Annotated in this window: 32 protein-coding genes, 1 tRNA gene and 1 pseudogene; 3 read left to right on the top strand and 31 right to left on the bottom strand. The window is 68.6% G+C overall.

The annotated features are described in order from the left end of the window. Positions 1 to 30 precede the first annotated feature (30 nt). The 6 genes from RTA_RS04335 to petA all read right to left on the bottom strand — a co-directional run bounded on the left by RTA_RS04335 (position 31) and on the right by petA (position 4,201). Positions 31 to 103 (bottom strand) — tRNA-Thr (locus tag RTA_RS04335). A 46-nt stretch (positions 104 to 149) separates the two neighbouring features. Beyond that, positions 150 to 674, bottom strand: coding sequence for a ClpXP protease specificity-enhancing factor (locus tag RTA_RS04330; protein ID WP_013900160.1), 525 nt, complete (start codon positions 672 to 674; stop codon positions 150 to 152). A gap of 15 nt (positions 675 to 689) precedes the next feature. Beyond that, complete coding sequence (locus tag RTA_RS04325; RefSeq protein ID WP_013900159.1) at positions 690 to 1,301, bottom strand: glutathione S-transferase N-terminal domain-containing protein; 612 nt, start codon at positions 1,299 to 1,301, stop codon at positions 690 to 692. 94 nt (positions 1,302 to 1,395) lie between these two features. Beyond that, a complete protein-coding gene (locus RTA_RS04320; protein WP_013900158.1) occupies positions 1,396 to 2,166 on the bottom strand; it encodes a cytochrome c1 in 771 nt (256 codons plus the stop codon). A 17-nt stretch (positions 2,167 to 2,183) separates the two neighbouring features. Then, the gene (locus RTA_RS04315) at positions 2,184 to 3,599 is read right to left on the bottom strand and encodes a cytochrome b (protein WP_013900157.1); all 1,416 of its coding nucleotides are present in this window, start codon (positions 3,597 to 3,599) and stop codon (positions 2,184 to 2,186) included. Positions 3,600 to 3,604: 5 nt separating this feature from the next. Further along, the gene (gene petA, locus RTA_RS04310) at positions 3,605 to 4,201 is read right to left on the bottom strand and encodes a ubiquinol-cytochrome c reductase iron-sulfur subunit (RefSeq protein ID WP_013900156.1); all 597 of its coding nucleotides are present in this window, start codon (positions 4,199 to 4,201) and stop codon (positions 3,605 to 3,607) included. Positions 4,202 to 4,342: 141 nt separating this feature from the next. Here petA and mscL point away from each other — a divergent pair, with 141 nt between their 5' ends. Beyond that, positions 4,343 to 4,774 carry a large conductance mechanosensitive channel protein MscL gene (gene mscL / locus RTA_RS04305; protein ID WP_041675039.1) on the top strand — a complete coding sequence of 144 codons (432 nt, stop codon included), beginning with the start codon at positions 4,343 to 4,345 and terminating at the stop codon, positions 4,772 to 4,774. On the opposite strand, the gene pdxA is transcribed toward mscL, so the two are convergent. Both pdxA and RTA_RS04295 read right to left on the bottom strand, forming a co-directional pair. Further along, a complete protein-coding gene (gene pdxA, locus RTA_RS04300) occupies positions 4,764 to 5,795 on the bottom strand; it encodes a 4-hydroxythreonine-4-phosphate dehydrogenase PdxA (RefSeq protein WP_013900154.1) in 1,032 nt (343 codons plus the stop codon). The two genes, mscL and pdxA, sit on opposite strands and share 11 nt — an antisense overlap. Beyond that, positions 5,792 to 6,550 (bottom strand): Nif3-like dinuclear metal center hexameric protein, encoded by a 759-nt coding sequence (locus tag RTA_RS04295; RefSeq protein WP_041675038.1) that lies wholly within the window; start codon positions 6,548 to 6,550, stop codon positions 5,792 to 5,794. Before RTA_RS04295 ends, pdxA begins: the two co-directional genes overlap by 4 nt. A gap of 110 nt (positions 6,551 to 6,660) precedes the next feature. Between RTA_RS04295 and RTA_RS04290 the strand changes: the two genes are divergently transcribed. Then, entirely contained in the window at positions 6,661 to 7,800 is a 1,140-nt protein-coding gene (locus RTA_RS04290; RefSeq protein ID WP_041675037.1) for a S1C family serine protease, read from the top strand. Between the two features lie 10 nt (positions 7,801 to 7,810). Further along, on the top strand, positions 7,811 to 9,685 hold the full coding sequence (locus RTA_RS04285) for a monovalent cation:proton antiporter-2 (CPA2) family protein (protein WP_013900151.1): 1,875 nt from the start codon (positions 7,811 to 7,813) through the stop codon (positions 9,683 to 9,685). 27 nt (positions 9,686 to 9,712) lie between these two features. Here RTA_RS04285 and tatC read toward each other — a convergent pair whose 3' ends face one another. The 23 genes and pseudogenes from tatC to mlaD all read right to left on the bottom strand — a co-directional run bounded on the left by tatC (position 9,713) and on the right by mlaD (position 25,117). After that, on the bottom strand, positions 9,713 to 10,501 hold the full coding sequence (tatC, locus tag RTA_RS04280) for a twin-arginine translocase subunit TatC (RefSeq protein ID WP_013900150.1): 789 nt from the start codon (positions 10,499 to 10,501) through the stop codon (positions 9,713 to 9,715). Between the two features lie 3 nt (positions 10,502 to 10,504). Next, positions 10,505 to 10,969, bottom strand: coding sequence for a Sec-independent protein translocase protein TatB (gene tatB, locus RTA_RS04275; RefSeq protein ID WP_013900149.1), 465 nt, complete (start codon positions 10,967 to 10,969; stop codon positions 10,505 to 10,507). A 28-nt stretch (positions 10,970 to 10,997) separates the two neighbouring features. Beyond that, positions 10,998 to 11,240 (bottom strand): Sec-independent protein translocase subunit TatA, encoded by a 243-nt coding sequence (tatA, locus tag RTA_RS04270; RefSeq protein ID WP_013900148.1) that lies wholly within the window; start codon positions 11,238 to 11,240, stop codon positions 10,998 to 11,000. An 89-nt stretch (positions 11,241 to 11,329) separates the two neighbouring features. Beyond that, positions 11,330 to 11,692, bottom strand: coding sequence for a histidine triad nucleotide-binding protein (locus tag RTA_RS04265; protein ID WP_013900147.1), 363 nt, complete (start codon positions 11,690 to 11,692; stop codon positions 11,330 to 11,332). 2 nt (positions 11,693 to 11,694) lie between these two features. Continuing rightward, a complete protein-coding gene (locus RTA_RS04260; RefSeq protein WP_013900146.1) occupies positions 11,695 to 12,051 on the bottom strand; it encodes a DUF4870 family protein in 357 nt (118 codons plus the stop codon). After that, a complete protein-coding gene (locus RTA_RS04255; protein WP_013900145.1) occupies positions 12,048 to 12,422 on the bottom strand; it encodes a phosphoribosyl-ATP diphosphatase in 375 nt (124 codons plus the stop codon). The genes RTA_RS04260 and RTA_RS04255 overlap by 4 nt, the downstream gene beginning before the upstream one ends. A gap of 7 nt (positions 12,423 to 12,429) precedes the next feature. After that, complete coding sequence (gene hisI / locus RTA_RS04250; RefSeq protein ID WP_041675036.1) at positions 12,430 to 12,819, bottom strand: phosphoribosyl-AMP cyclohydrolase; 390 nt, start codon at positions 12,817 to 12,819, stop codon at positions 12,430 to 12,432. Between the two features lie 14 nt (positions 12,820 to 12,833). Next, positions 12,834 to 13,613 carry an imidazole glycerol phosphate synthase subunit HisF gene (hisF, locus tag RTA_RS04245; protein ID WP_013900143.1) on the bottom strand — a complete coding sequence of 260 codons (780 nt, stop codon included), beginning with the start codon at positions 13,611 to 13,613 and terminating at the stop codon, positions 12,834 to 12,836. 7 nt (positions 13,614 to 13,620) lie between these two features. Beyond that, on the bottom strand, positions 13,621 to 14,481 hold the full coding sequence (locus RTA_RS04240) for a D-hexose-6-phosphate mutarotase (RefSeq protein ID WP_041675035.1): 861 nt from the start codon (positions 14,479 to 14,481) through the stop codon (positions 13,621 to 13,623). Further along, a complete protein-coding gene (gene hisA / locus RTA_RS04235) occupies positions 14,478 to 15,218 on the bottom strand; it encodes a 1-(5-phosphoribosyl)-5-[(5-phosphoribosylamino)methylideneamino]imidazole-4-carboxamide isomerase (RefSeq protein WP_041675034.1) in 741 nt (246 codons plus the stop codon). Before hisA ends, RTA_RS04240 begins: the two co-directional genes overlap by 4 nt. 9 nt (positions 15,219 to 15,227) lie before the next feature. Further along, positions 15,228 to 15,872, bottom strand: coding sequence for an imidazole glycerol phosphate synthase subunit HisH (gene hisH, locus RTA_RS04230; RefSeq protein ID WP_041675033.1), 645 nt, complete (start codon positions 15,870 to 15,872; stop codon positions 15,228 to 15,230). A 10-nt stretch (positions 15,873 to 15,882) separates the two neighbouring features. Beyond that, a complete protein-coding gene (hisB, locus tag RTA_RS04225; protein ID WP_013900139.1) occupies positions 15,883 to 16,482 on the bottom strand; it encodes an imidazoleglycerol-phosphate dehydratase HisB in 600 nt (199 codons plus the stop codon). Next, the gene (hisC, locus tag RTA_RS04220; RefSeq protein ID WP_013900138.1) at positions 16,479 to 17,558 is read right to left on the bottom strand and encodes a histidinol-phosphate transaminase; all 1,080 of its coding nucleotides are present in this window, start codon (positions 17,556 to 17,558) and stop codon (positions 16,479 to 16,481) included. Before hisC ends, hisB begins: the two co-directional genes overlap by 4 nt. Continuing rightward, positions 17,555 to 18,904 (bottom strand): histidinol dehydrogenase, encoded by a 1,350-nt coding sequence (hisD, locus tag RTA_RS04215; RefSeq protein ID WP_041675032.1) that lies wholly within the window; start codon positions 18,902 to 18,904, stop codon positions 17,555 to 17,557. Before hisD ends, hisC begins: the two co-directional genes overlap by 4 nt. Further along, positions 18,901 to 19,551, bottom strand: coding sequence for an ATP phosphoribosyltransferase (hisG, locus tag RTA_RS04210; protein ID WP_013900136.1), 651 nt, complete (start codon positions 19,549 to 19,551; stop codon positions 18,901 to 18,903). The genes hisD and hisG overlap by 4 nt, the downstream gene beginning before the upstream one ends. Then, positions 19,548 to 20,810: a UDP-N-acetylglucosamine 1-carboxyvinyltransferase gene (murA, locus tag RTA_RS04205; RefSeq protein WP_013900135.1), complete on the bottom strand. Its 1,263-nt coding sequence runs from the start codon at positions 20,808 to 20,810 to the stop codon at positions 19,548 to 19,550. The genes hisG and murA overlap by 4 nt, the downstream gene beginning before the upstream one ends. Positions 20,811 to 20,819: 9 nt before the next feature. Beyond that, on the bottom strand, positions 20,820 to 21,068 hold the full coding sequence (locus tag RTA_RS04200) for a BolA family protein (protein ID WP_013900134.1): 249 nt from the start codon (positions 21,066 to 21,068) through the stop codon (positions 20,820 to 20,822). Positions 21,069 to 21,081: 13 nt separating this feature from the next. Then, a complete protein-coding gene (locus RTA_RS04195) occupies positions 21,082 to 21,837 on the bottom strand; it encodes an ABC transporter permease (protein WP_013900133.1) in 756 nt (251 codons plus the stop codon). Beyond that, entirely contained in the window at positions 21,834 to 22,760 is a 927-nt protein-coding gene (locus RTA_RS04190; protein ID WP_013900132.1) for an ABC transporter ATP-binding protein, read from the bottom strand. Before RTA_RS04190 ends, RTA_RS04195 begins: the two co-directional genes overlap by 4 nt. A gap of 14 nt (positions 22,761 to 22,774) precedes the next feature. Next, positions 22,775 to 23,098: pseudogene (locus tag RTA_RS04185) on the bottom strand (STAS domain-containing protein); the annotation flags it as partial. Beyond that, positions 23,094 to 23,735, bottom strand: a complete 642-nt coding sequence (locus RTA_RS04180; RefSeq protein WP_013900130.1) for an MlaC/ttg2D family ABC transporter substrate-binding protein — start codon at positions 23,733 to 23,735, stop codon at positions 23,094 to 23,096. The gene RTA_RS04180 and the pseudogene RTA_RS04185, both read right to left, overlap by 5 nt. A 102-nt stretch (positions 23,736 to 23,837) precedes the next feature. Further along, the gene (locus RTA_RS04175) at positions 23,838 to 24,623 is read right to left on the bottom strand and encodes an MlaA family lipoprotein (RefSeq protein ID WP_013900129.1); all 786 of its coding nucleotides are present in this window, start codon (positions 24,621 to 24,623) and stop codon (positions 23,838 to 23,840) included. Further along, the gene (mlaD, locus tag RTA_RS04170; protein ID WP_013900128.1) at positions 24,620 to 25,117 is read right to left on the bottom strand and encodes an outer membrane lipid asymmetry maintenance protein MlaD; all 498 of its coding nucleotides are present in this window, start codon (positions 25,115 to 25,117) and stop codon (positions 24,620 to 24,622) included. The genes RTA_RS04175 and mlaD overlap by 4 nt, the downstream gene beginning before the upstream one ends. Positions 25,118 to 25,134 lie beyond the last annotated feature (17 nt).

The following is a 25,134-nucleotide window of genomic DNA, read 5'->3' as shown; positions in this document are numbered from 1 at the left end:
GCCTGCGACCGGATGAGGTGGAAAGAGGGGTGCCGGCTATCGGATTCGAACTGATGACCTACCGCTTACAAGGCGGTTGCTCTACCAACTGAGCTAAGCCGGCGCGGCTGAAATTCTAAAGGCTGGCGTTTCAGAGCGTTGCTTATAAGTCACTTCACGCGCTTGAGCGCCGGCCTGGGACCGCCTCCCGGCGGGCGTGGCGGCTCGTCGGCCGGACTTTCACCGCCCGCCGCTGCATCCGGCGTGACCAGCTGCACCACCTTGCCATCGGGCTCCGCACCGCTGTTGCCGGCTGCCGGGACGCTGCTGAGCGGGGAGGCGCGCGGTGCAGCAGCGTCTTCGCCGGAGGGCGGAGCCGACATGGGGAAAGCCATGCCTTGCCCGTTCTCCCGAGCGTAAATGGCGATCACCCGGTTGACCGGCACCATGATCTCCCGGGCGGTGCCCGCGAAACGGGCCTTGAACTCGATGAAGTCGTTGCCCAGCTTGAGCGAACTGGTCGCATCGAAGCTGATGTTGAGCACGATCTCGCCGTTCTTCACGTACTCGCGCGGCACCTGGACGGTGTCGTCCACCTGCACCGCAACATAGGGCGTGAAGCCGTTGTCGGTGCACCAGTCATACAGCGCACGGATCAGGTACGGACGCGTGGACGTGGATTCGAGGGCGTTCATCGCTCGGGCAACGGCTTATTTGCGCATTACCTTCTCGGACGGCGTCAGGGCCTCGATGTAGGCCGGACGGGAGAAGATGCGCTCGGCGTACTTGAGCAGCGGCGCCGCGTTCTTGGACAGCTCGATGCCATAGTAGTCCATGCGCCACAGCAGAGGCGCGATGGCCACGTCGAGCATGGAGAAATTCTCGCCCAGCATGTACTTGTTCTTGAGGAACACCGGCGCGAGCTGGGTCAGGCGGTCGCGGATGTGCGAACGGGCCTTCTCCAGGGCCTTCTCGTTGCCCTTGGCCGCACGCGACTCCAGCGTGCTGACATGGACGAACAGCTCCTTCTCGAAGTTGAGCAGGAACAGCCGCACGCGGGCGCGGTCGACCGGATCGCCGGGCATGAGCTGCGGATGCGGGAAGCGCTCGTCGATGTACTCGTTGATGATGTTGGATTCGTACAGGATGAGATCGCGCTCGACCAGGATGGGCACTTGGCCGTACGGGTTCATGACGCTGATGTCCTCCGGCTTGTTGTAGAGGTCCACGTCACGAATCTCGAAGTCCATGCCTTTTTCGAACAGCACGAAACGGCAGCGGTGGGAGAAGGGGCAGGTGGTTCCCGAATACAGCACCATCATGGCGGTGGCTCCTTAAGCAAAAAAGAGTGGACGCCAGGCCGCATCCACTCCATGAAGGACAAGGCGCGGCTCTGCCGTGCCTTGCTCCCGTTCGTTATTTCACGTCTTTCCAGAAAGCGGCGTTCAGGCGCCAGGCGATGACGGTGAACACGCCCAGGAAGAGCAGCACCCATACGCCGACCCGTACCCGGGTGTTTTGCACCGGTTCGGCCATCCATTGCAGGTAACCCACCAGGTTGCCCACGGCTTGGTCGTACTGCAGCGGCGTCAGGGTGCCGGGGCTGACCTGCTTCCAGCCGCGGAAGATCTGGGTTTCCTGGCCATGGCTGTTCACCGTCTCGAACACCGGCTCGCGCTCGCCCTGCAGTTCCCACAGCACGTGCGGCATGCCGACGTTGGGGAAGGCCAGGTTGTTCCAGCCGGTGGGCTTGGTCGGGTCGCGGTAGAAGGTGCGCAGGAAGGTGTACAGGTAGTCGGCGCCGGTGCCGCCATGGCCGGAACGCGAGCGCGCGATCAGCGTCAGATCGGGCGGGTTGGCGCCGAACCACTCCTTGGCCTGCTGGGGATCGATGGCCGACTTCATGGTGTCGCCCACCCGGTCCGTGGTGAACAGCAGATAGTCCTTGATCTGCTGCTCGGACAGGCCGATGTCCTGCAGGCGGTTGTAGCGCATGAACGCCGCCGAGTGGCAGTTCAGGCAGTAGTTGACGAACAGCTTGGCGCCGTTCTGCAGCGCCGGCAGGTCGTTCGTCATGTTGGGCGCCTTGTCCCAGACGATGCCTTCGCCGGCCGCGGCCTGGGCCCGGCCCACCAGCCCGGCGGCGGCCGCGAGCGAGACAAACAGGATGAGGAAGAATTTTTTCATGGCTTGTCCGGCAGCGTTCAGTGCGCGGCAAAGGTGATGCGCTCGGGCACGGGCTTGAAGGCCCCCAGGCGGCTCCACCAGGGCATCAGCAGGAAGAAGCCGAAGTAGAACAGCGTGCCGATCTGCGACACCCGCTCGCCCAGCGGCGAAGGCGGCTGCACGCCCAGGTAGCCCAGCACCAGGAAGTTGACGACGAACAGGCCGTACATCCACTTGTGCCACTGGGGCCGGTAGCGGATGGACTTGACCGGGCTCGCGTCCAGCCAGGGCAGGAAGAACAGGATGATCACGGCGCCACCCATCACGACCACGCCCCAGAACTTGGCGTCGATGGCCAGCATCAACGCGATGGCGACGGCGGCGCCCAGCACCACGGCCCCCTTGCCGATGGGGGACATTCGGCTGCGCAGCACGCCGAACGCGGCAGCGGCCAGCACGCACAGGACGAGGGCGTACATCATCTCGCTGGTGATGGCGCGCAGCATCGAATAGAAGGGCGTGAAGTACCACACCGGCGCGATGTGGGCGGGGGTCTTCAGCGGGTCGGCCGGGATGAAGTTGTTGTATTCCAGGAAGTAGCCGCCGAACTCGGGCGCGAAGAAGATCACGGCCGAGAACAGCGCCAGGAACACCGCCACGCCCATGATGTCGTGCACCGTGTAGTACGGATGGAAGGGGATGCCGTCCAGCGGCCGGCCTTTCTCGTCGCGCGGGGCGTTGGGGCCCTTGATCTCCACGCCGTCGGGGTTGTTCGAGCCCACGTCGTGCAGTGCCAGCAGGTGCGCCACCACCAGGCCCAGCAGCACCAGCGGCACGGCGATCACGTGGAAGCTGAAGAAGCGGTTGAGCGTAGCGTCGGACACCACGTAGTCGCCGCGGATCAGCAGCGCCAGGTCGGGGCCGATGAAGGGGATGGCGGAGAACAGGTTCACGATCACCTGGGCGCCCCAGTAGGACATCTGGCCCCAGGGCAGCAGGTAGCCCATGAAGGCCTCGGCCATGAGCGTCAGGAAGATGGTGCAGCCGAAGATCCAGACCAGCTCGCGCGGCTTGCGGTAGCTGCCGTAGATCAGGCTCTTGAACATATGCAGGTACACCACCACGAAAAACGCGGAGGCGCCGGTGGAGTGCATGTAGCGCACCAGCCAGCCCCAGGGCACGTCGCGCATGATGTACTCGACCGAGGCGAACGCCAGGTTGGCGTCCGGCTTGTAGTGCATCACCAGGAAGATGCCGGTGACGATCTGGATCACCAGCACCAGCAGGGCCAGCGAGCCGAAGAAGTACCAGAAGTTGAAGTTCTTGGGCGCGTAGTACTCGGTGACGTGGTAGCGCAGGGACTCGCCGGCCGAGGGGAACCGGTTGTTGAACCAGTTGCCGAGCTTCTCGCCGGCCGTGGCGTTCGGGGAGATTTCCTTGAATTCAGCAGCCATGGTCCTCAAGCCTTGTTGTCTTCGCCGATCAAGAGGCGCGTGTCCGACAGGTAGGTGTGGGGCGGCACTTCCAGGTTGTCGGGCGCGGGCTTGTTGGCGAACACGCGGCCCGCCAAGTCGAAGGTGGAGCCGTGGCACGGGCACAGGAAGCCACCCTGCCAGTCGGCCGGCAGCGAAGGCTGAGGACCGGGCTGCAGCCTGTCCGTCGGAGAGCAGCCCAGGTGCGAGCAGATGCCCACGGCCACGAACACCTCGGGCTTGATGGAGCGGTGGGGGTTCTTGGCGTACTCGGGCGTCGGGTAGGCGGTGCGCTCGGAATTGGGGTCCGCCAGCTGGCCCTCGATCTTCTTGAGCGAGGCCAGCTGCTCGGGCGTTCGCTTCATGATCCACACCGGCTTGCCGCGCCATTCCACGGTGATCTTGTCGCCGGGCTGCAGTGCTCCGATGTCCACCTCCACCGGCGCGCCCGCGGCACGGGCCCTCTCCGACGGCTGGAAGCTGCTGACGAAGGGCACGGCCACGAAACCGGCGCCCACGGCTCCGGCGCAGCCGGACGCGATCAGCCACGTCCGTTTGCTGGTGTCCACTGGGGTTGCACTCATGAATTCCTCAACGGGGATCGCTTGTTAGGTCAACCCGCGATTGTAGCGGAGCGTTTCTCGCCGATTCAACGTCAGGGGCAGGCCAACCCGTCCTTGCGGGATACTGCAGCCCTTCGGTTTCACCGTCGAGGAACGCACCGCATGGGCATGCTCAAGGAATTCCGCGAATTCGCCGTCAAGGGCAACGTGATCGACCTGGCCGTCGGCGTCATCATCGGCGCGGCGTTCGGCAAGATCGTCGATTCGCTGGTCAGGGACATCATCATGCCGGTGATCAGCCTGGTCGGCGGCGACCTGGACTTCTCCAGCAAGTTCGTGGTGCTCGGCCGCGTGCCCCAGGGCGTTCCCTACATCCTGGCCGACCTGGTCAAGGCCGGCGTGCCGGTCCTTGCCTGGGGCAGCTTCCTCACCGTCGTGCTCAACTTCACCATCCTGGCCTTCGTGATCTTCCTGATGGTGCGGCAGATCAATCGCCTCAAGCGCCTGCATGCCGAGCCCGCCGCGGCCGCGCCGGCGGCGCCGCCGGAAGACATCGTGCTGCTGCGCGAGATCCGCGACAGCCTTAAGAAGTAGCGTCGGCGCTCAGGTCGCGCGCCGTGCGGATGGCCGCGACCAGGCTGGACGCGTCGGCCCGGCCGGTGCCGGCGATGTCGAAGGCGGTGCCGTGGTCGGGGCTGGTGCGCACCAGCGGCAGGCCCAGCGTCACGTTCACCCCGTGCTGCACGCCCAGGTACTTGACCGGGATCAGGCCCTGGTCGTGATACATGGCCACCACCACGTCGAACTCGCCGGTGCGGGCGCGCATGAAGACCGTGTCGGGCGCAAACGGGCCGTGCACGTCCAGTCCCCGGCCTCGTGCCGCCGCCACGGCCGGGCCGATGACGTCCAGTTCCTCCCGCCCGAACAGCCCGCCCTCCCCGGCATGCGGATTCAGCCCGGCGACCGCGATGCGCGGCGGCCGGCCGAGCGCCCGGCCCAGCGCCCGGTGCGTGATGTCCAGGGTCTGGAGCACGTTGTCGAAGGTGACCGCGTCCAGCGCCTTTCGCAGCGGCAGGTGGATGCTCACCAGCACGGTGCGCAGCTCCTCGTTGGCCAGCATCATGCGCACCGGCAACTGCTCCACCGGGCGGCCGAGGAAGGCTGCGGCCTCGGCCTGCAAGAGCTCGGTGTGGCCCGGGTAGGGCACGCCGGCGGCCGCCAGCGCCTCCTTGTGCAGGGGCGCCGTCACCAGCCCGGCGATCTCGCCCCGCAGCGCCGCCCGGGCCGCCCAGACCACCGCGTCCGCCGCCAGCCGGCCGGCCCGCGCGCTGACCTGCCCCCAGGGCACCAGCTCGCCGCCCGGGCCGGGCTGCAGCAGCGGAATGCAGCGCGGCGGCAGGTCCAGCGCATCGCCCGGCGCCTCGATCACGGCCACCGGCAGCGGCGGCCTCTCGGCGGCGGCCGCCTGGACCGCCCGGCGCAGATGGGCGAGATCGCCCACCACGAAGCAGCCGCCCGTGTGCTCGGGCGCGTCGCGGAAGGCCTTGGCGATGATCTCCCCGCCGATGCCGGCGGGGTCGCCCAGGGTCAGGGCCAGGAGGGCGCCGGTCTTCATGCCGGGTTGTCGATGTCGATGAACCGGTGCTCCAGCCCCAGCGCGGCGGCGACGTGCGCCGCCACGGCCGGCGCGCCATAGCGCTCGCTGGCATGGTGGCCGCAGGCGAAGTAGCCGACGCCGCACTCGCGGGCGTAGTGCGCCTGGGGCTCGGAGATCTCGCCGGTGAGGAAGGCATCGGCGCCCGCGGCGATCGCCGCCTCGAAATAGCCCTGGGCCCCGCCGGTGCACCAGGCGATGTTCCTGATGGCGCCTGGCGCGGCGTCCACCCGGGTGACCGGCCGGTGCAGCGCGTCCTCCAGGTGTCGCGCGAGTTCGGCCGCATCCCGGAACGCGCCGCCGTCGGCCCGCTGGCCGATGAAGCCGAGCGACTGCTCGCCGAAGCGGCCGGTGGCGCGCAACCCCAGCCGCTGCCCCAGCTGCGCGTTGTTGCCCAGCTCAGGATGGGCATCCAGCGGCAGATGGTAGGCGTAGAGGCTGATGTCGTGCGCCAGCAGCAGGCCCAGGCGCTGGCGCAGCCAGCCGGTCACCCGGCCGTCGTGCCCGCGCCAGAACAGGCCATGGTGGACGAACAGGGCGTCGGCCCGCCCGGCGATGGCGGCCTCGATCAGCGCGCGGCTGGCCGTGACGCCGGAGACGATGCGGCGCACCTCGCGCCGGCCTTCGACCTGCAGACCGTTGGGTCCGTAGTCCTTGAACTGCTGGGGTTGCAGCAGCTCGTCGAAGGCGCGCAGCAGCTGGTCTCGGTCGGCCATGGGAAACGGTCGGTGAAAGACCCGATTGTCGGCGCATTCCCGGCCGCCTCCGCGGCGCACGGCCGGCGGCCGCTCGCCTAAACTCCCAGGCTTTACATCCGCCCGCCCCCATGCGTCGCTACTGGCTCGTTTTCTCGCAGGCCGTCACCGTGCTGCTGGCCGCCTATTTCGTGGTCGCCACGCTCCAGCCGGACTGGCTAGGGCGGGTGGGCACGGTGACGCACTCGACCGGCGTTTCCCTGATCGAGGCGCCGCCGGCGCCGGCCGGCACGGCGCCGCCGGGCAGCTTCCGCCAGGCGGCGCAGCGCGCCTCGGCCGCCGTGGTCAGCATCAACACCAGCAAGGCCGCCAACCCGAACAGCAACGATCCCTGGTTCCGCTTCTTCTTCGGCGAGCGCGGCGGCGCACCCCAGGCCGGCCTGGGCAGCGGGGTAATCATCAGCGCCGAGGGCTATATCCTCACCAACAACCACGTGGTGGAGGGCGCGGACGAGATCGAGGTAGTGCTCAACGACAGCCGCAGCACGCGGGCCAAGGTGATAGGCACCGACCCCGAGACCGACCTGGCCATCCTGCGCATCACGCTGGACCGCCTGCCGGTGATCACGCTGGGCAGCTCGGACTCGCTCCAGGTCGGCGACCAGGTACTGGCCATCGGCAACCCGTTCGGCGTCGGCCAGACCGTGACCAGCGGCATCGTCAGCGCGCTGGGGCGCAACCAGCTGGGCATCAACACCTTCGAGAACTTCATCCAGACCGACGCCGCGATCAACCCGGGCAACTCGGGCGGGGCGCTGGTGGACGTCAACGGCCAGCTGATGGGCATCAACACCGCCATCTATTCGCGCTCGGGCGGCAGCATGGGCATCGGTTTCGCCATCCCGGTGTCCACCGCCAAGCTGGTGCTGGAGGGCATCGTCAAGGAAGGCGTGGTGCGGCGCGGCTGGATCGGCGTGGAGCCGGCCGACCTGTCGCCCGAGCTGATGGAGACCTTCGGCGTGAAGGCCCGGCGCGGCGTGCTCATCACCGGCGTGCTGCAGAACGGCCCGGCGGCGCAGGCCGGCATCCGGCCCGGCGACGTGATCATGGAAGTGGCCGGCAGCCAGATCGGCAACGTGTCGGAGCTGCTGACCAGCGTGGCCGCGCTGCGGCCGGGCCAGCCCACGCCCTTCAGGCTGCAGCGCCGCGACGATGCGGTCGAGCTGAATGTGACCCCCGGCCTGCGGCCCAAGCCGCAGATGCCGCGCTAGCGGCCGCTGCATGGCGCTCGAGCAAGGCAGCGAGCTGGTCAAGGCGGTGGTGGTGCTGGCCGCCGGCGTGCTGGCGGTGCCCCTGTTCCGGCGACTGGGCCTGGGTTCGGTGCTGGGCTACCTGGCCGCCGGCCTGGCCATCGGCCCGTTCGGGCTGGCGTTCTTCAACGAGGGCCAGACCGTCCTGCACGTGGCCGAGCTGGGCGTGGTGATGTTCCTGTTCGTCATCGGCCTGGAGATGCAGCCGCGCCGGCTGTGGAAGCTGCGCCGCGAGATCTTCGGGCTGGGCCTGGGCCAGGTGCTGGGCTGCGGCGCCCTGCTCACCGTGGCGGGCGTGGCGCTGGGCCTGGCACCCGCCGTGGCCTTCATCGGCGCCATGGGCTTCGTGCTGTCGTCCACCGCCATCGTGATGCAGATCCTGGACGAGCGGGGCGACACCTCGACGCCGCGCGGCCAGCGCATCGTCTCCATCCTGCTGCTGGAAGACCTGGCCATCGTGCCGCTGCTCGCCCTGGTGGCCCTGATGGCGCCCGCGCCGCCCAGCGCCTCCGGCACCTCGCGCTGGATCGCGGTCGGCGCCGGGCTCGTGGCGGTGGTGGGGCTGATCACGGTCAGCCGCTGGCTGCTCAATCCCCTGTTCCGCGTGCTGGCGCACGCCAAGGCGCGCGAGGTGATGACGGCGGCAGCGCTGCTGGTGGTGCTGGGCGCGGCGCTGGCCATGCAGTGGAGCGGGCTGTCCATGGCCATGGGCGCTTTTGCCGCCGGCGTGATGCTGTCGGAATCGACCTTCCGCCACCAGCTGGAGGCCGACATCGAGCCCTTCCGCGGCATCCTGCTGGGCCTGTTCTTCATGGGCGTGGGCATGTCGCTGGACCTGCGGCTGGTGCTGGCGGACTGGCCGCTGATCCTGGGCGGCGTGGTGGCCTGCATGGCGATCAAGGGACTGGGGGTGTATGCGGTGGCCCGGCTGACCCGGGCGCGCCACCCCGAGGCGCTGGAGCGGGCCATGCTGATGGCCCAGGGCGGCGAATTCGCCTTCGTGCTGTACTCGGCCGCGGCGACCGCGGGCCTGGTGAGCGTCGGCGTGCACGCGGTCCTGACCGCCGCGGTGATCGTGTCCATGGCCCTCACGCCGCTGGCCGTGCTGTCCCTGCGCTGGCTGCTGCCGCGACGCGCCGAGCAGAACATGGACGGCGTGCAGGTGGCCGAGAACCTGTCCAGCTGCGTGCTGATCATCGGTTTCGGCCGTTTCGGCCAGATCGCCAGCCAGGCCCTGCTGGCGCGCGGGCTCCAGGTCACCATCATCGAGAGCGACACCGACATGATCCGCGGCGCGGCGCAGTTCGGCTTCCAGGTGTACTACGGCGACGGCGCGCGGCTGGACGTGCTGCACGCCAGCGGCGCCCGCACCGCCAAGGCCATCCTGGTGTGCGTGGACGACAAGGAGGCGACCAACCGCATCGTTGCGCTGATCAAGCACGAGTTCCCGCTGACGCCGGTGCTGGCGCGGGCCTACGACCGGCAGCATGCCATCGAGCTGGTCCGGCTGGGCGTGGACTGGCAGCTGCGCGAAACCTTCGAATCGGCCATGAACTTCGGCCTGCAGGCCTTGCGCACGCTCGGCGTGGAGCCCGAGCAGGTGGCCGAGGTGGAAGAGGACCTGCGGCGCCGCGATGCCGAGCGCATGACGCTGCAGCTGGCCGGCGACCGCGAAGCCGCGCTGCGGCTGCTGCACGGCAACAAGTGGGCGCCGGTGCCCCTCACCCAGCCGCAGCGCGAGGGCCGTCCCATGAACCCGGAAGCCGCGGGCGCCATCGAGTCGGTGGTGTCGCCGCAGGGCGCACGGCCGGCCGGGGAAACCAAGCCGCCCGAACTGGTGAAGTGAGCGGCGCACCGGGCCCGGGCCCGGTGCTCAGGAGTCGGCCGCGGTGGCGCCCTCTTCCGGCGCCTTGGTGTGCTTGATGAAGATCTGCGCCGCCCAGATGCCGACCTCGTACAGCAGCACCATGGGAATGGCCAGCGCCAGCTGGGACACCACGTCCGGCGGCGTGACCACCGCCGCGATGACGAAGGCCAGCACGATGAAGTAGCTGCGGAAGGCCTTGAGCTTCTCGATGCTGACCACGCCCAGCCGGGCCAGCACGATCACCACGATGGGCACCTCGAAAGCCAGGCCGAAGGCCAGGAACATGGTCATCACGAAGCTGAGGTAGGCCTCGATGTCCGGCGCCGCCGTGATGCTCTTGGGCGCGAAGCCCTGGATGAAGGAGAACACTTGGCCGAACACGAAGAAGTAGCAGAACGCCACGCCGACGAAGAACAGCAGGGTGCTGGAGATCACCAGCGGCATGACCAGCTTCTTCTCGTGCGTGTACAGCCCCGGCGCGATGAAGGCCCAGGCCTGGTACAGCACCACCGGCAGCGCGATCAGGAACGCCGCCATCAGCAGGATCTTCAGCGGCACCAGGAACGGCGAGATCACCGAGGTGGCGATCAGCGTCGCGCCCTTGGGCAGGTGCGCCACCAGCGGCGCGGCCAGGATGTCGTAGAGCGCGCCCGGCCCCGGCCATGCGAACAGCACGGCGGCGACGACGGCGACGGCGATCAGGGCCTTGATCAGCCGGTCGCGCAGTTCCACCAGGTGGGCGACGAAGGGCTGCTCGGTGCCTGCGAGCTCGTCTTCCTTGTTGGGATCAGCCATCCGTCAGTTGAACTTCTTCGGCCGGAAGCGGGCCACCCGGGCCGCGCCGGACAAGGCATGCCGGCGCACGCCTGTGCGGGCCTTGTACCAGCCGGGCACCGCGCCCTGCTTGATGCGCCAGTTTTTCCGGGGGCGCTTGTACTCGGGGTAGGACGGCGGCGGCTCCAGGCCGGTGCCGGGGGACGACGTTGTGGTCGCCTCGGAGAACTGCTTCTCGAAGTCGGCGGTGGTGCTGTGGATGGAACTCTCCACGTCGCGCGCGGCGCTTTCCACCGTGTCCTTCATCTTGCGCAGCTCGTCCAACTCCATGGACCGGTTCACCTCGGCCTTGACGTCGTTGACGTAGCGCTGCGCCTTGCCCAGCAGCGTGCCCACGGTGCGGGCCACGCGCGGCAGTTTTTCGGGCCCGATGACGATCAGCGCCACGGCGCCGATCAGGGCCATCTTGGAAATGCCGAGATCGATCACTTACTTCGCCAGGACCCGCAGGGCGCGATCACGACTTGTTGCGCGCCTCGACGTCAATGGTGGTCTTGCCGTCGTTGCCGGGCTGCCCGGAAGTGGTGACCTGCTGCGGCGGGACCGGCGTCTCGGGGGTCGAACCCTCCTTGATGCCGTCCTTGAAACCCTTGACCGCGCCACCGAGATCGGAACCGATGTTCTTGAGCTTCTTCGTGCCGAACACCAGCACGATGATCAACAGCACGATCAGCCAATGCCAGATGGAAAACGAACCCATGGAAAAACTCCTGAATGACTTGGAGGGGATTCTAGTCGCGCAGGGGAAACGCTCCCCCGGCAAAGACCCCGCGAAGGCTCAGCTCGAGCTCAGCCTTTGAGCCAGGGGCGGGGTCCGCCCATGACGTGCACGTGCAGGTGGGGAACCTCCTGCCCGCCTTCCGCGCCGGTGTTGACGACCATGCGGAAGCCGCCCGCGGGATAGGGATTGCAGCCTTCCTGCAGAGCCAGGCGCGGCGCCAGGGTCATGAGGCGGCCGAGCAGCGCGGCGTGCTGCGGCTCCACCTGGGCCATGGACGGGATGTGCGCCTTGGGGATCATGAGGAAGTGGACCGGCGCCCAGGGATGGATGTCGTGGAAGGCGAGGATCTCCTCGTCCTCGTAGACCTTGCGCGAAGGGATCTTGCCTTCGACGATCTTGCAGAAGAGGCACTGGGGATCGCTGGGGCTCATGGTCAGGAAGGCACGTTGCCGTTGGTGAAGCGCAGCCAGCCGCGGATGCAGCGGTACAGGTACCACAGGCCGACGATGCCGTGCGCGATCACGCCCGGCATGATGAACAGCAGGTACAGCGGGGAGGTGACCACCAGCCACAGGATGGTCCACCAGAAGGTGCTGATCATGTAGCTGTGGTGGCTGGCATAGAGGGCGTCCGTCTCGTCGGCGCGCTTGATGTAGTTGACGATGAGCGCGATCACGGCCAGGGTGCCCAGGCTGGCCCAGGCCACCGTGTGCAGCGCGTACAGCACGTGCATCACCGTGCGGTCGCCCGGGGTCTTCTGGTCGTAGTTGACGAAGTCGGTCTGGCTCATGTTTCTCCACCCTCGCTGTCGCGCGCCTGGGCCTTGCGCAGGGCTTTCTCCTCGATGCCGCTGGTGCCCTCGCGGCGCTCCAGCTCGGCGATGACGTCGGCCGGGCGCAGCCCGTAGTGTGCCAGCGCGATCATGCTGTGGAACCAGAGGTCGGCCACCTCGCCCACCAGCCGGGCCGGGTCGCCGCCGCGCTCCAGGTCCTTGGCGGCCATCACCACCTCCGTGGCCTCCTCGCCCACCTTCTTCAGGAAGGCGTCGGGCCCGCGGTGCAGCAGCCGGGCCACGTAGCTGCGTTCGGGGTCCCCTCCCCGGCCGGGCTTGCGGGACTCGATCACGGCCGCCAGGCGGGCCAGGGAATCGTTGGCGGTCATCAAGGGTTCACTTGTAGATGGATTGCGGGTCTTTCAGCACCGGTTCGACGGCCTGCCAGGCCCCCGCTTCCAGGCGCTGGAAGAAGCAGCTGTGGCGGCCGGTGTGGCAGGCGATGGACGGATCATGGCCCTGCTGGGTCACCTTCAGCAGCAGCACGTCGTTGTCGCAGTCCATGCGGATGTCATGCACGGTCTGCACGTGCCCGGATTCCTCGCCCTTGAACCACAGCTTGCCGCGCGAGCGGCTCCAGTACACCGCCCGGCCCAGTTCCACGGTCCTGGCCAGCGCTTCGCGGTTCATCCAGGCGAACATGAGCACGTCGCCGGTGGACGCCTCCTGCGCGATCACGGGCACCAGGCCCCGCTCGTCCCATCGCACGCTGTCAAGCCAGTCCATGGCCGTATTGTGGCTTACAGGCGCACCGGGATGCCGCGCCGTGCCATGTGGGCCTTGGCCTGGCCGACGGTGTACTCCGCGTAATGGAAGATGCTGGCGGCCAGCACGGCGTCCGCGCCGCCCTGCTGCACGCCGTCGGCCAGGTGGTCGAGGTTGCCCACCCCGCCCGAGGCGATCACCGGCACCTGGATCGCGTCGCTCACCGCACGGGTGAGCGCCAGGTCGAAGCCAACCTTGGTGCCGTCGCGGTCCATGCTGGTCAGCAGTATCTCGCCGGCGCCGCGCCGGGCCATCTCGCGCGCCCACTCCACCGCGTCCAGCCCGGTGTTCTTGCGCCCCCCATGGCTGTACACGTCCCAGCCCGCGCCGCGCTGCCGCTCGTCGTCCGCGCCGCGGCGCTTGGCGTCGATCGCCACCACGATGCATTGCGAGCCATAACGGTCGGAGGCTGCCGAGATGACGTCGGGATCGGCGATCGCGGCCGAGTTGAAGCTGGTCTTGTCGGCCCCCGCATTGAGCAGCCGGCGCACATCCTCCACCGTGCGCACCCCGCCGCCCACGGTGAGCGGGATGAACACCTGGGAGGCCACGGCTTCGATGATGGGCAGGATCAGGTCGCGCCCGTCGCTGGTGGCCGTGATGTCCAGGAAGGTGAGCTCGTCGGCGCCCTGCTGGTTGTAGCGCGCGGCGATCTCCACCGGGTCGCCGGCGTCCCTCAGTTCGACGAAGTTGACGCCCTTGACGACGCGGCCGCCGGTCACGTCCAGGCAGGGGATGATGCGTTTGGCGAGCATGGGCGGATTATCCCGCCACCACCTCGAACGATTGCCAGCCCTGCCACTCCTGGCCCGGCCCCAGCACCACCGGCTCCTCGATGCACGCCGCCTCCACGCACAGCATGTGGCGCCAGCCATCGGCGGGCATGTCGGCCAGCCGGGCGCACAGCGCGGCGCCAGGATTCCACACCACCGTGTCCGGCAAGGTGGTGCTCTGGGAGACGGTCAGGGTCCGGCCGGGCTCGCTCAGCCGCAGCACCCGGGCTCCGCCCGCGTACACCCGGTCCGTCTCGCCCTCCACGGCCAGGGCGCCGCTCTGGAAGCGCCGCGCCTGGGGACGATCCAGATCGGCCACGGCGTCCCAGTAGGCCGCGCCCTCCAGGCCATGGAGCGACGCGCGGGTGACGTCGTCCACCCGCAGGTAGGTGTGCAGGGCCAGAGCGAAGGGCCAGCAGGCCCAGCCCGTGTTGCGGACCCGGAAACCGATGGCCAGCCGCCCGGGCGAGAGACGCACCGCCACCCGCGCCTCGAACGAAGCAGGCCAGAGCGCATGCGTCTCCTCGTCGTTGGCCAACCCGAACTCGGCGATGCGGTCTTCCCCTTCGGCCACCACGCCAAGCGGCGTCCAGCGCCGGTTGCGGGCGAAGCCGTGCTTGGGCAGCGGCCGGCCGCCCAGCACGCGCTGGTTGAACTGCGGAAAGCACAGGGGGACGCCGCCGCGGATCGCTGTGGCGCCATCGCTGGCCGCGCCGGGGCTGAGGTACAGCCGTTCGCCGGGGCTGCCGGCCGGTGTCCAGGACAGCACCTGCGCTCCCTGCAGGGCGGCCACGCAGCGGTCGCCCGTGGGCAGCGCCAAGGCCACCGCCTCGTGTCCGTGGAAATTCACGCGCCCAGCTCGTCCGCCTTGGCCTGGGCCTGGGCGAAATCGAGGTCGCCGCTGTAGATGGCGCGGCCGCAGATCACGCCCTCGATGCCCTCGTCCTCCACCGCGCACAGCTTCTCGATGTCGGTCATGCCGGCCAGGCCGCCGGACGCGATGACGGGGATGGTGAGCGACTGCGCCAGCTTGACGGTGGCCTCGATGTTGATGCCGGTGAGCATGCCGTCGCGGCCGATGTCGGTGTACACGATGGATTCGACGCCCCAGTCCTCGAACTTGCGCGCCAGGTCGACCACCTCGTGGCCGGTGAGCTTGCTCCAGCCGTCGGTGGCCACTTTGCCGTCCTTGGCGTCCAGGCCGACGATGATGTGGCCACCGAAGGCGCTGCAGGCATCCTTGAGGAAGCCGGGGTTCTTGACGGCCGCCGTGCCGATGATCACGTAGCGCAGGCCGCCGTCGATGTACTTCTCGATGGTGTCCAGGTCGCGGATGCCGCCGCCCAGCTGCACCGGGATCTCATCGCCCACGGCCTTCAGGATAGACTTGACCGCGGCGAAGTTCTGCGGCTTGCCGGCGAACGCGCCGTTGAGGTCCACCAGGTGCAGCCGCCGCGCGCCCTTGGCCAGCCAGCTGCGGGCCATGGCCGCGGGGTCTTCGCTGAAGGTGGTGGCCTGGTCCATGTCGCCTTGCTTGAGGCGCACGCAGTGGCCGTCTTTCAGATCGATCGCGGGAATCAGCAGCATGGAAAGGAATCAGGGATTCCAGTGGAGGAAATTGCGGTACAGGGCGAGGCCGGCGTTTGCGCTCTTCTCGGGATGGAACTGGGTGGCAAAAATATTATCGCGTGCCACCGCGGCGGTAAATACGCCGCCGTAGTCGGACAGGCCCACGCTGTGGCGTTCATCCGACGGACGGGCGCGGTAGCTGTGGACGAAATAGAACCAGCTGCCGTCCTCCACCCCGGCCCAGACCGGGTGCGGCCGCGCCTGCCGCACGCGGTTCCAGCCGATCTGCGGCACCTTGAAACGGCTGCCATCCGGCTGCAGCCGGCCCGCCAGCTCGAAGCGCACCACCTCGCCCGGGATCAGGCCCAGACCCTCGGCGGGGCCCTCGTGGCTGCGATCCAGCAGCATCTGCATGCCCACGCACACGCCCATCAGCGGCTTGTGCGCGGCAGCGTGCAGCACGGCGGGGTGCATGCCCGATTCGCGCAGCTCGCGCATGCAGTCGCGCATGGCGCCCTGGCCGGGCAGCACCACGCGCTCGGCCGCCATCACCTCCTCGGGTCGGCGCGCCCAGACCACCTCGACACCGCTGCCACGGGCGGCATGCAGCACGGCCTGCGACACCGAGCGCAGGTTGCCCATCCCGTAATCCACCACCGCGACGCTTTTCATGCCAGCCGCGTCAGAGCGAGCCCTTGGTGGAAGGAATGGTGCCGGCGGCGCGCGGATCCAGCTCGACCGCCGACCGCAGGGCGCGGGCAAAGGCCTTGAACACCGTTTCGCACTGGTGGTGCGCGTTCTCGCCACGCAGGTTGTCGATGTGCAGCGTCACGAACGCGTGGTTGACGAAGCCCTGGAAGAACTCGTGCGCGAGCGGGGTGTCGAAGCTGCCGATCGTGCCGCTCTTGAACGGCACGTTCATCACCAACCCCGGGCGGCCGGAGAAGTCGATCACCACGCGCGACAGCGCCTCGTCCAGCGGCACGTAGGCATGGCCGTAGCGGCGGATGCCCTTCTTGTCGCCCACGGCCTTGTGCACCGCCTGCCCCAGCGTGATGCCCACGTCCTCCACGGTGTGGTGGCCGTCGATGTGCAGGTCGCCCTGGGCCTGGATGTCCAGGTCCACCAAGCCGTGGCGGGCGATCTGCTCGAGCATGTGGTCGAAGAAGCCGATGCCGGTGGCCAGCCGGGCCTGGCCGGTGCCGTCCAGGTTGACGCCGACGCGGATCTGCGTCTCGTTGGTATTGCGGACGATTTCCGCGGTGCGGGGAGCAAGTGTCATAGGCAGGCCTGCAGCGCCGCCAGCATCTGCGCGTTCTCGTCGGCGGTGCCGACCGTCAGCCGCAGGCAGTTGGCCAGCAACGGGTGCATTTTAGAAACGTTCTTGACGAGCACCCCGCGCGCCTTCATGCCCTCGAATGCCGCCGGGGCATCGGGCACGCGCACCAGCACCATGTTGGCGTCGCTGGGCCACACCCGCACCCCGGGCAGCGCCTGCAGGCGCTCGATCAGCACTTGCCGCTGGGCGCGCAGCTCGCGCGCATGGGCCTGGAACACGTCCTCGTGCTCCAGCGCGAACAGCGCCGTCTCGGCGTTGAGCACGCTGATGTTGTAGGGCGGGCGCACCTTGTCGATCTCGGCCAACAGCGCCCGGCGGCCCATCAGGTAGCCGATGCGCACGCCGGCCAGCCCGAACTTGCTCAGCGTTCGCATCAGCAGCACGTGCTCGTGCCGGGCCAGCCGATCGATGTAGCTGCGGCTGGAGAACGGCTGGTAGGCCTCGTCGATCACCACCAGCCCCGGCGCGGCCTGCACGATGCGCTCGATCACCGCGTCATCCCACAGCTTGGCCGTGGGGTTGTTGGGATAGGCCAGGTAGATGATGGACGGCCGGTGCTGCTCGATGGCCGCCAGCATGGCGCGCTCATCCAGTTCGAAGTCCGGCGTCAGGTCCACGCTGATGAACTTCAGGCCCTGCAGCTGCGCGCTCATGGCATACATCACGAAGCCCGGCAGCGGCGCCAGGATGGACGCGCCCGGCACGTCGCAGGCCATGGCGATCAACGAGATCAGCTCGTCCGAGCCATTGCCCAGCATCAGTGCGTATCCCGGGGGGAGCTGCGCATGGCGCGCCAGGGCCTCGCGCAGATCGTCCATGCGCGGGCCGGGGTAACGGTTGAGCGGCAACGCGCCGAGGCGCCGACCCAGCTCCTCCTGGAGCTGGGTCGGAAGCCGGTGCGGGTTCTCCATCGCATCCAGCTTGACCAGGCCGCGCGCGTCCTGCACCGCGTAGGCGTGCATGGACTGCACGTCCTGGCGGATCAGCCGTGCCAGCCGGCCGGGCAGCGGTGAACTCATCGCCTCAGCCTCATCTCTGCGGCCCGGGCATGTGCCTGCAGGCCCTCCCCATGCGCCAGCACGGAAGCGATCTCTCCGAGCACCTGCGCGCCCTGCTCGCTCACCTCGATGATGCTGCTGCGCTTCTGGAAGTCGTACACGCCTAGGGGGCTGGAAAAGCGCGCCGTGCTGCTGGTGGGCAGGACGTGGTTGGGACCGGCACAGTAATCGCCCAGGGACTCGCTGGTATAGCCCCCCAGGAAGATGGCGCCGGCATGGCGCAGCAGCGGCTCCCAGCGGTGCGGCTCGGTGCTGGCGATCTCCAGGTGTTCGGGCGCGATGCGGTTGCTGATCTCGCAGGCCTCTTCCATGCTGCGGGTGTGGATCAGCGCGCCGCGTCCGGTGAGCGACTTGGCGATGATCCCGGCCCGCGGCATCTGCGGCAGCAGGCGGTCGATCTCGGCCTGCACGCGGTCGATGTAGGCGGCGTCCGGGCACAGCAGGATGCTCTGGGCCAGCTCGTCGTGCTCGGCCTGCGAGAACAGGTCCATGGCCACCCAGTCCGCCGGCGTGCTGCCGTCGGCCAGCACCAGGATCTCGCTGGGCCCGGCGATCATGTCGATGCCGACCCGCCCGAACACCCGGCGCTTGGCGCTGGCCACGTAGGCATTGCCCGGGCCGGTGATCTTGTCCACCCGGGGTACGGTTTGCGTGCCGTACGCCAGCGCGGCAACCGCCTGCGCCCCGCCGATGGTGAAGGCGCGCGTCACGCCGGCCACGTGGGCGGCGGCGAGCACCAGGGGGTTTTTCTCGCCTCGCGCGGACGGGGTGACGCCGTCCCAGCGGGCCGGCGTGGGCACGACCATGATGATCTCGGCCACGCCCGCCACATGGGCGGGGATGGCGTTCATCAGCACCGACGACGGGTAAGCCGCCTTGCCGCCGGGCACGTAGATGCCCACCCGGTCCAGCGGCGTCACCTTCTGCCCCAGCAGCGTGCCGTCGGCATCGCGGTAGCTCCAGCTCTCGCCGGCGGCCTTCTTCTGCGCCTCGTGGTAGGTGCGCACGCGGGCGGCGGCCTGCTGGAGCGCCTGGCGCTGCGCCGCAGGCAGGCCGTCGAAAGCCGCTTCCAGCTCGGCCTGCGTCAACTCCAGCTCCTGCAGGGAGGCCGCCTGCAGGCCGTCGAAGCGCGCCGTGTACGCCAGCACGGCGGCATCACCCCTGCGCTCGACTTCGGCGAGGATCTCGGCGACCCGCTGCTCGACCTGCGCATCGGTGTCGGCCGACCAGTGCAGCCGGGCCTTGAAGCCGGCTTCGAATCCGGCGTCGGTCGTGGCCAAGCGGAGGGGAACAGCGGCTGTTTTCATCGCGTCTGGGTGACGGCGGCGGTACGGAAGGCGTCGATCAGCCGCCGGATCGGCGCCTGCTTGAGCTTGAGGGCCGCCTGGTTCACCACTAGGCGCGCGCTGATGTCCATGATGCGCTCCACCTCCACCAGCTGGTTGGCCTTGAGCGTGCTGCCGGTGGACACCAGGTCCACGATGGCGTCGGCCAGGCCGGTCAGCGGCGCCAGCTCCATGCTGCCGTACAGCTTGATCAGGTCCACGTGCACGCCCTTGGCGGCGAAGAACTCGCGCGCGATGGCCACGTACTTGGTGGCCACCTTCAGCCGCGCGCCCTGGCGCACCGCGCTGGCATAGTCGAAGTCGGCGCGCACGGCCACGCTCACGCGGCAGCGGGCGATGCCCAGGTCCAGCGGCTGGTACAGGCCCTGGTTGCCGTGCTCGATCAGCGTGTCCAGCCCGGTGACCCCCAGGTCGGCCCCGCCGTACTGCACGTAGGTCGGCACGTCGGTGGCGCGCACCAGCACCACCCGCACCTGCGGCTGGTTGGTCGCCAGGATCAGCTTGCGCGAAGTCTCCGGGTCCTCCAGCACCTCGATGCCCGCGGCGCGCAGCAGCGGCAGCGTCTCGTCGAAGATGCGCCCCTTGGACAGCGCCAGCGTGAGGTTCATTTGATCCGCTCGATGTCGGCGCCGATGCCGCGCAGCTTGTCTTCCATGCGGTCGTAGCCGCGGTCCAGGTGGTAGATGCGGTCGACCAGGGTCTCGCCTTCGGCCACCAGGCCGGCGATCACCAGGCTGGCCGAGGCGCGCAGGTCGGTGGCCATGACGGTGGCGCCGGACAGGCGCTCGACGCCGTCAATCACCGCGAACTTGCCGTCGATCTGGATGCGCGCGCCCAGGCGCACCAGCTCGTTGACGTGCATGAAGCGGTTCTCGAAGATGGTCTCGGTCACCTTGGACGGCCCGTCGCTGATCACGTTGAGCACCATGAACTGGGCCTGCATGTCGGTGGGAAAGCCCGGGTACTCCGCGGTGCGGAAGCTCTGCGCTACCAACCGGCCCTGTGCGCTCACGCGCATGCCGCCGTCCACGGCCTCCACCCTGGCGCCGGCCTCGCGCAGCTTGTCGATCACGGCCTCCAGGTGGTCGGCCCGCCCATGGCGCAGCAGCACGTCGCCGCCGGTCGCCGCCACGGCGCACAGGAAGGTGCCAGCCTCGATGCGGTCGGCCACCACCCGGTGCTCGCAGCCGCGCAGCCGGTCCACGCCCTGGATGCGGATGCGGCTGGTGCCATGGCCCTCGATCCTGGCGCCCATAGCGATCAGCATCTCGGCCAGGTCGGTGATCTCCGGCTCCTGGGCCGCGTTCTCCAGCACCGTCTCGCCTTCGGCCAGGGTGGCGGCCATCAGGAAGTTCTCGGTGCCGGTCACGGTGACCATGTCGGTGCGGATGTGGGCGCCGCGCAGGCGCTCGCGGCCCTTGGGCAGCTTGGCGATGATGTAGCCGTGCTCGACCACGATCTCGGCGCCCATCTGCTGCAGGCCTTTGATGTGCTGGTCGACCGGCCGCGAGCCGATGGCGCAGCCTCCCGGCAGCGACACCGTGGCCTCGCCGAAACGCGCCAGCAGCGGCCCCAGCGCCAGCACCGAGGCGCGCATCGTCTTAACCAGCTCATACGGCGCCTCGGGCGAGCTCAGGCCGCCGGCGTCGATGCGCACGATGTCGGTACCGCGTTCGACCTGCACGCCCATGTTCTGGATCAGCTTGACCATGGTGGCCACGTCCTGCAGGCGCGGGACGTTGCGCAGCTGGACCGGCTGGTCGGTCAGCAGGGCGGCGCACAGCTCGGGCAGCGCCGCGTTCTTGGCGCCGGAGACGACGACCTCGCCGTGGAGCCGGCGGCCCCCGCGAATCAAAAGCTTGTCCATCGAGAATACTCAGTGCAGGTCTGGGGACGCCGCCCATTCGGCCGGCGTCAGCGTCTTCATCGACAAGGCATGCACCTCGTCGGTATGCATTCTCGCACCGAGGGTGGCGTACACCCGCTGGTGCCGCTGGATGAGGCGCTTGCCCTCGAATTCGGCCGAGACGATGACGGCCGACCAATGGCGGCCGTCGCCCTCGACGCGCAGATGCTGGCACGGCAGGCCGGCCGCGATAAGGGATTGCAGTTCTTCGGCGGTCATGAGGGCTCCGGCATCAGGAACGGATTTTGTAGCCGATGCGAAGCAGGTGCAGCGCGACCGCGCTCACCAGGACCAGGGCCGAGCCGACGACGGCCAGGCTCAGCCAGGGCGAGACGTCGCTCACGCCGAAGAAGCCATGGCGAAAGCCGTCGATCATGTAGAAGAACGGGTTGAGGTGGCTCACGCCCTGCCAGAACTCGGGCAGCGAGTGCACCGAGTAGAAGACGCCCGACAGGAAGGTCATGGGCATGACCACGAAGTTCTGGAAGGCGGCCATCTGGTCGAATTTCTCCGCCCACAGCCCGGCGATCAGCCCCAGCGCGCCCAGCATGGCGGCCCCCAGCAGCGCGAACACGAGGATCCACAGCGGCGCCGCGAAGTCGGGCCGCGCGAACACGGCGCCCACCACCAGCACGCCCAGGCCCACGGCCAGGCCGCGCACCACGGACGAGCCGACATAGGCGATGAACCAGCTCCAGTGCGACAGCGGCGTGAGCAGCACGAACACCAGGTTGCCCATGATCTTGCTCTGGATCAGCGATGACGAGCTGTTGGCGAACGCGTTCTGCAGCACGCTCATCATCACCAGGCCGGGCACCAGGAAGGCGGTGTAGCTGACCTTGTCGTACACCCGGACGTTGTCCTCCAGCACGTGGCCGAAGATCAGCAGGTACAGCACCGCCGTCAGCACCGGCGCCGCCACCGTCTGGAAGCTCACCTTCCAGAAGCGCAGCACCTCCTTGTAGAACAGGGTCTGCCAGCCTGTCATGAGGCCATTTCCTTGACCTGCTTGCCCGACATCACATCCAGGAACACGTCCTCCAGGTCGGCCTTGCGGATCTCCACGTCCTCCACCCGCAAACCGGCCTGGCGGATGACGGCCAGGTACTGCTCGATTTCGTGCGCGTCGTGCGCAGGCAGCTGCACGATCCGCCCCGTGATGCGGGCCTTGCCCGCGAACTCGGGCGGCAACTCGTGGCTGTCCACCTTGAAGCGCAGCACGTTGCTGGAGGCAGCCTTGAGCAGCTCGCTGGTGCGCTCCAGCGCCACCACCCGGCCCGTCTTGAGCATGGCGATGCGGCCGCACAGCGCTTCCGCCTCCTCCAGGTAGTGCGTGGTCAGCAGCACCGTGTGGCCCTGGCGGTTGAGGCGGGCGATGAACTGCCACAGCGTCTGGCGCAGCTCCACGTCGACGCCGGCGGTCGGCTCGTCCAGCACGATCACCGGCGGCTTGTGCACCAGCGCCTGCGCCACCAGCACGCGCCGTTTCATGCCGCCCGACAGCTGGCGCATGTTGGCCTTGGCCTTGTCGGCCAGGCCCAGGCTGTCCAGCAGCTCGTCGATCCAGGCGTCGTTGTTCTTCACGCCGAAATAGCCGGACTGGATGCGCAGCGCCTCGCGCACGTTGAAGAAGGGGTCGAACACCAGCTCCTGCGGAACGATGCCCAGCTGCCGGCGGGCCTTGGCGAAGTCGGCCTGCACATCATGGCCGTGCACCGCAACGCGCCCGGCGCTGGCGCGGGTCAGGCCGGCCAGGATGCTGATCAGGGTGGTCTTGCCTGCGCCGTTGGGACCCAGCAGCCCGAAGAACTCGCCTTCTTCGATGTCCAGGCTGACGCCGTCGAGCGCCTTGAGCTCTCCCCGGGCCGAGGCGTAGTGCTTGGAGACAGACTGGAAGGAGATGGCGGGCATGAAAGCCCGCCATTCTAGGCGGGCTGCTGCCGCGCTGCTGGCGCGCCGCCGGGCGCCGCCGGCAGCAGCTCGGCCACGCCGTACAGCGCGGCCAGGGCGCGCAGGCGCGCCGGCAGCTGCGACACGGAGAACGACTTGCCCAGGGCCAGCGCCTCGCGCCGGCATTCCAGCAGCACGGCCAGCGCCGACGAGTCGAACCGCTCCAGCGCGGACGCATCCGCCACCGCGGCCGAGCCGGGCTCGGAGCGCACGGCCTGCGCCAGCATGCGGCTGCAGGCGGCGGCCTGGGCGTGCGTCAACGCGGCGGGCAGGACGAGCATGGCGGGCCGGCGGTCAGCCGCGCTTGGCGTTGGACTTGTTGCGCTCGGCCAGGGTGGCGATCAGCCCATCCACGCCCTTGGCGTTGATCTCCTGCGCGAACTGGCTGCGGTAGGTCTCCACCAGCCACACGCCCAGCACGTTCAGGTTGTAGATCTTCCAGCCGGCGCCCTCGCCCGGGGTCTTCTCCAGCCGGTATTCCAGCTGGATCGGGTCGCCGCGGCCGCGGACCTCGGTGCGCACGACCACTTCCTTGTCCTCGGGCGAGGCGCGCAGCGGCTTGACCGTGATGCTCTGGTCATTGACCTGCGACAGCGCGCCCGAATAGGTGCGCACCAGCAGGGTCTTGAACTCATCCTGCAGCCGCTTCTGCTGCTCGGGCGTGGCCTGGCGCCAGGCCGGGCCGACGGCCGAAGCGGTCATGCGCTGGAAGTTCACGTTGGGCATGATCTTGCTGTCCACCAACGCCATGACCTTGTTGATGTCGCCGCTGCGCACCGACGGGTCCGATTTGATGGCGCCCAGGGTCTCTTCCGACAGCCGCTTGATCATGACGTCGGGCGCCTCGTCCGCGGCATGCGCGGGCAGGATGGCGCCGGCACACAAGGCCAGGGCCGCCACGCCGGCCATCCAGTGGCCCAGGGTACGTCGCTTCATCTCATTCACCTTTCTTGTGTGGCTCGGCCACGATGCCGGTTGGAGCCGGGGCCGACCGCCGGGTTCCGGGCTGAGCTTCATTCTTGGCAACAACTGGATACGCTAGCGCCCCATCAACCGCAGCCACGGCCGGTTGACGGGCGTGCGCGCCATCTCGGTCCCCTCGGCGTCGCTGCCATCGTTTTCGGACCGGGGCTCGCCCTCTTGCACCTCGGCGCGGCGCCGCTGCAGGTAGGCGTCACGGGTGAAGCTGTAGCGGTCCAGCGCCGCCTCCTCCAGCACGGAACTCGCCCGCAGCAGGTTGGAGCGCACGTTGACCACCCGCAACCCGTAGAGCGAGTTGCGCCAGCCGGCCGGATCCACCGCGGCCACCGGATCGCCCAGGTTGTCCACCGGCAGGGCGAAGGTATCGCGCACCGTCGAGGGTCCCAGCAGCGGCAGCACCAGGTACGGCCCGGTAGGCACGCCCCAGCTGCCCAGCGTCTGGCCGAAGTCCTCGCGGTGGCGCTCGATGCCCAGCTCGCTGGCCACGTCCAGGATGCCGCCCAGGCCGAAAATGGTGTTGACGTTCAGCCGCATCCAGTTCTCGGCCGCGTTCTGCCCCTTCAACTGCAGCGCGCTGTTCACGAAGGACCAGGCGTCGCTCAGGTTGCCGAAGAAATTGCTCACGCCGGTGCGCACCAGCGGCGGCAGGGCCTCGCGGTAGACGGTGGCCGCCGGCTTGAGCACCACGGCATCCACGCTCTCGTTGAAGTCCGATACCTTGCGATTGAAGTTCTCGAACGGGTCGCGCCGGTCCGGGCCGACGGCGCAGCCGGCCAGCACCAGCGCCGCCGCCATCAGGGCGGCGCGCGCCGACCATCCCACGCCATCGCTTTGTTTGTTCACTTTTTCGGTCCTGTACCCGTTGTCGGTGGATTGCCGCTGTCCGCCGCCCGGTTGTAGAGGAACTGACCGATCAGGTTTTCCAGGACCACGGCCGACTGCGTGGTCGTGATGGTATCGCCTTGCGCCAAAAACTTCTCGTCCGCGCCGGCTTCGATGCCGATGTACTGCTCGCCCAGCAGGCCGCTGGTGAGGATCTTCAGCGAGCTGTCCCGCGGAAAGGTGTAACGGGTGTCCAGCGCCAGGTTGACCCGGGCCTGGAAGCTCTTGTCGTCGAAGCTGATCGATTCGACCCGGCCGACCACCACGCCCGCGCTCTTGACGGCCGCCTGGGGCTTCAGGCCGCCGATGTTGTCGAAGCGGGCGACCACCTGGTAGGTCGGCTGGAAGCTCAGGCTCAGCAGGTTGGCCGACTGCAGCGCCAGGAACAGCAGGGCGGCGGCCCCGAGCAGCACGAACAGGCCCACCCACACATCGTTTTTGGAGCGATCCGTCATATTTCGATCATCCTGAG

Source organism: Ramlibacter tataouinensis TTB310 (genome assembly GCF_000215705.1).
GTDB classification, from domain to species: Bacteria; Pseudomonadota; Gammaproteobacteria; order Burkholderiales; family Burkholderiaceae_C; genus Ramlibacter; species Ramlibacter tataouinensis.
The sequence above is the reverse complement of the archived record's forward strand: the minus strand, read 5'-3'. Positions and strand labels throughout refer to the sequence as shown.

Excerpts from the sequence above, each read along its gene's own strand:
- RTA_RS04330 (WP_013900160.1), bottom strand. The coding sequence starts at position 674 with ATGAACGCCCTCGAATCCACGTCCACGCGTCCGTACCTGATCCGTGCG.
- RTA_RS04325 (WP_013900159.1), bottom strand. The coding sequence starts at position 1,301 with ATGATGGTGCTGTATTCGGGAACCACCTGCCCCTTCTCCCACCGCTGC.
- RTA_RS04320 (WP_013900158.1), bottom strand. The coding sequence starts at position 2,166 with ATGAAAAAATTCTTCCTCATCCTGTTTGTCTCGCTCGCGGCCGCCGCC.
- RTA_RS04315 (WP_013900157.1), bottom strand. The coding sequence starts at position 3,599 with ATGGCTGCTGAATTCAAGGAAATCTCCCCGAACGCCACGGCCGGCGAG.
- petA (WP_013900156.1), bottom strand. The coding sequence starts at position 4,201 with ATGAGTGCAACCCCAGTGGACACCAGCAAACGGACGTGGCTGATCGCG.
- mscL (WP_041675039.1), top strand. The coding sequence starts at position 4,343 with ATGGGCATGCTCAAGGAATTCCGCGAATTCGCCGTCAAGGGCAACGTG.
- pdxA (WP_013900154.1), bottom strand. The coding sequence starts at position 5,795 with ATGAAGACCGGCGCCCTCCTGGCCCTGACCCTGGGCGACCCCGCCGGC.
- RTA_RS04295 (WP_041675038.1), bottom strand. The coding sequence starts at position 6,550 with ATGGCCGACCGAGACCAGCTGCTGCGCGCCTTCGACGAGCTGCTGCAA.
- RTA_RS04290 (WP_041675037.1), top strand. The coding sequence starts at position 6,661 with ATGCGTCGCTACTGGCTCGTTTTCTCGCAGGCCGTCACCGTGCTGCTG.
- RTA_RS04285 (WP_013900151.1), top strand. The coding sequence starts at position 7,811 with ATGGCGCTCGAGCAAGGCAGCGAGCTGGTCAAGGCGGTGGTGGTGCTG.
- tatC (WP_013900150.1), bottom strand. The coding sequence starts at position 10,501 with ATGGCTGATCCCAACAAGGAAGACGAGCTCGCAGGCACCGAGCAGCCC.
- tatA (WP_013900148.1), bottom strand. The coding sequence starts at position 11,240 with ATGGGTTCGTTTTCCATCTGGCATTGGCTGATCGTGCTGTTGATCATC.
- RTA_RS04265 (WP_013900147.1), bottom strand. The coding sequence starts at position 11,692 with ATGAGCCCCAGCGATCCCCAGTGCCTCTTCTGCAAGATCGTCGAAGGC.
- RTA_RS04260 (WP_013900146.1), bottom strand. The coding sequence starts at position 12,051 with ATGAGCCAGACCGACTTCGTCAACTACGACCAGAAGACCCCGGGCGAC.
- RTA_RS04255 (WP_013900145.1), bottom strand. The coding sequence starts at position 12,422 with ATGACCGCCAACGATTCCCTGGCCCGCCTGGCGGCCGTGATCGAGTCC.
- hisI (WP_041675036.1), bottom strand. The coding sequence starts at position 12,819 with ATGGACTGGCTTGACAGCGTGCGATGGGACGAGCGGGGCCTGGTGCCC.
- hisF (WP_013900143.1), bottom strand. The coding sequence starts at position 13,613 with ATGCTCGCCAAACGCATCATCCCCTGCCTGGACGTGACCGGCGGCCGC.
- hisA (WP_041675034.1), bottom strand. The coding sequence starts at position 15,218 with ATGCTGCTGATTCCCGCGATCGATCTGAAAGACGGCCACTGCGTGCGC.
- hisH (WP_041675033.1), bottom strand. The coding sequence starts at position 15,872 with ATGAAAAGCGTCGCGGTGGTGGATTACGGGATGGGCAACCTGCGCTCG.
- hisB (WP_013900139.1), bottom strand. The coding sequence starts at position 16,482 with ATGACACTTGCTCCCCGCACCGCGGAAATCGTCCGCAATACCAACGAG.
- hisC (WP_013900138.1), bottom strand. The coding sequence starts at position 17,558 with ATGAGTTCACCGCTGCCCGGCCGGCTGGCACGGCTGATCCGCCAGGAC.
- hisD (WP_041675032.1), bottom strand. The coding sequence starts at position 18,904 with ATGAAAACAGCCGCTGTTCCCCTCCGCTTGGCCACGACCGACGCCGGA.
- hisG (WP_013900136.1), bottom strand. The coding sequence starts at position 19,551 with ATGAACCTCACGCTGGCGCTGTCCAAGGGGCGCATCTTCGACGAGACG.
- murA (WP_013900135.1), bottom strand. The coding sequence starts at position 20,810 with ATGGACAAGCTTTTGATTCGCGGGGGCCGCCGGCTCCACGGCGAGGTC.
- RTA_RS04200 (WP_013900134.1), bottom strand. The coding sequence starts at position 21,068 with ATGACCGCCGAAGAACTGCAATCCCTTATCGCGGCCGGCCTGCCGTGC.
- RTA_RS04195 (WP_013900133.1), bottom strand. The coding sequence starts at position 21,837 with ATGACAGGCTGGCAGACCCTGTTCTACAAGGAGGTGCTGCGCTTCTGG.
- RTA_RS04190 (WP_013900132.1), bottom strand. The coding sequence starts at position 22,760 with ATGCCCGCCATCTCCTTCCAGTCTGTCTCCAAGCACTACGCCTCGGCC.
- RTA_RS04180 (WP_013900130.1), bottom strand. The coding sequence starts at position 23,735 with ATGAAGCGACGTACCCTGGGCCACTGGATGGCCGGCGTGGCGGCCCTG.
- mlaD (WP_013900128.1), bottom strand. The coding sequence starts at position 25,117 with ATGACGGATCGCTCCAAAAACGATGTGTGGGTGGGCCTGTTCGTGCTG.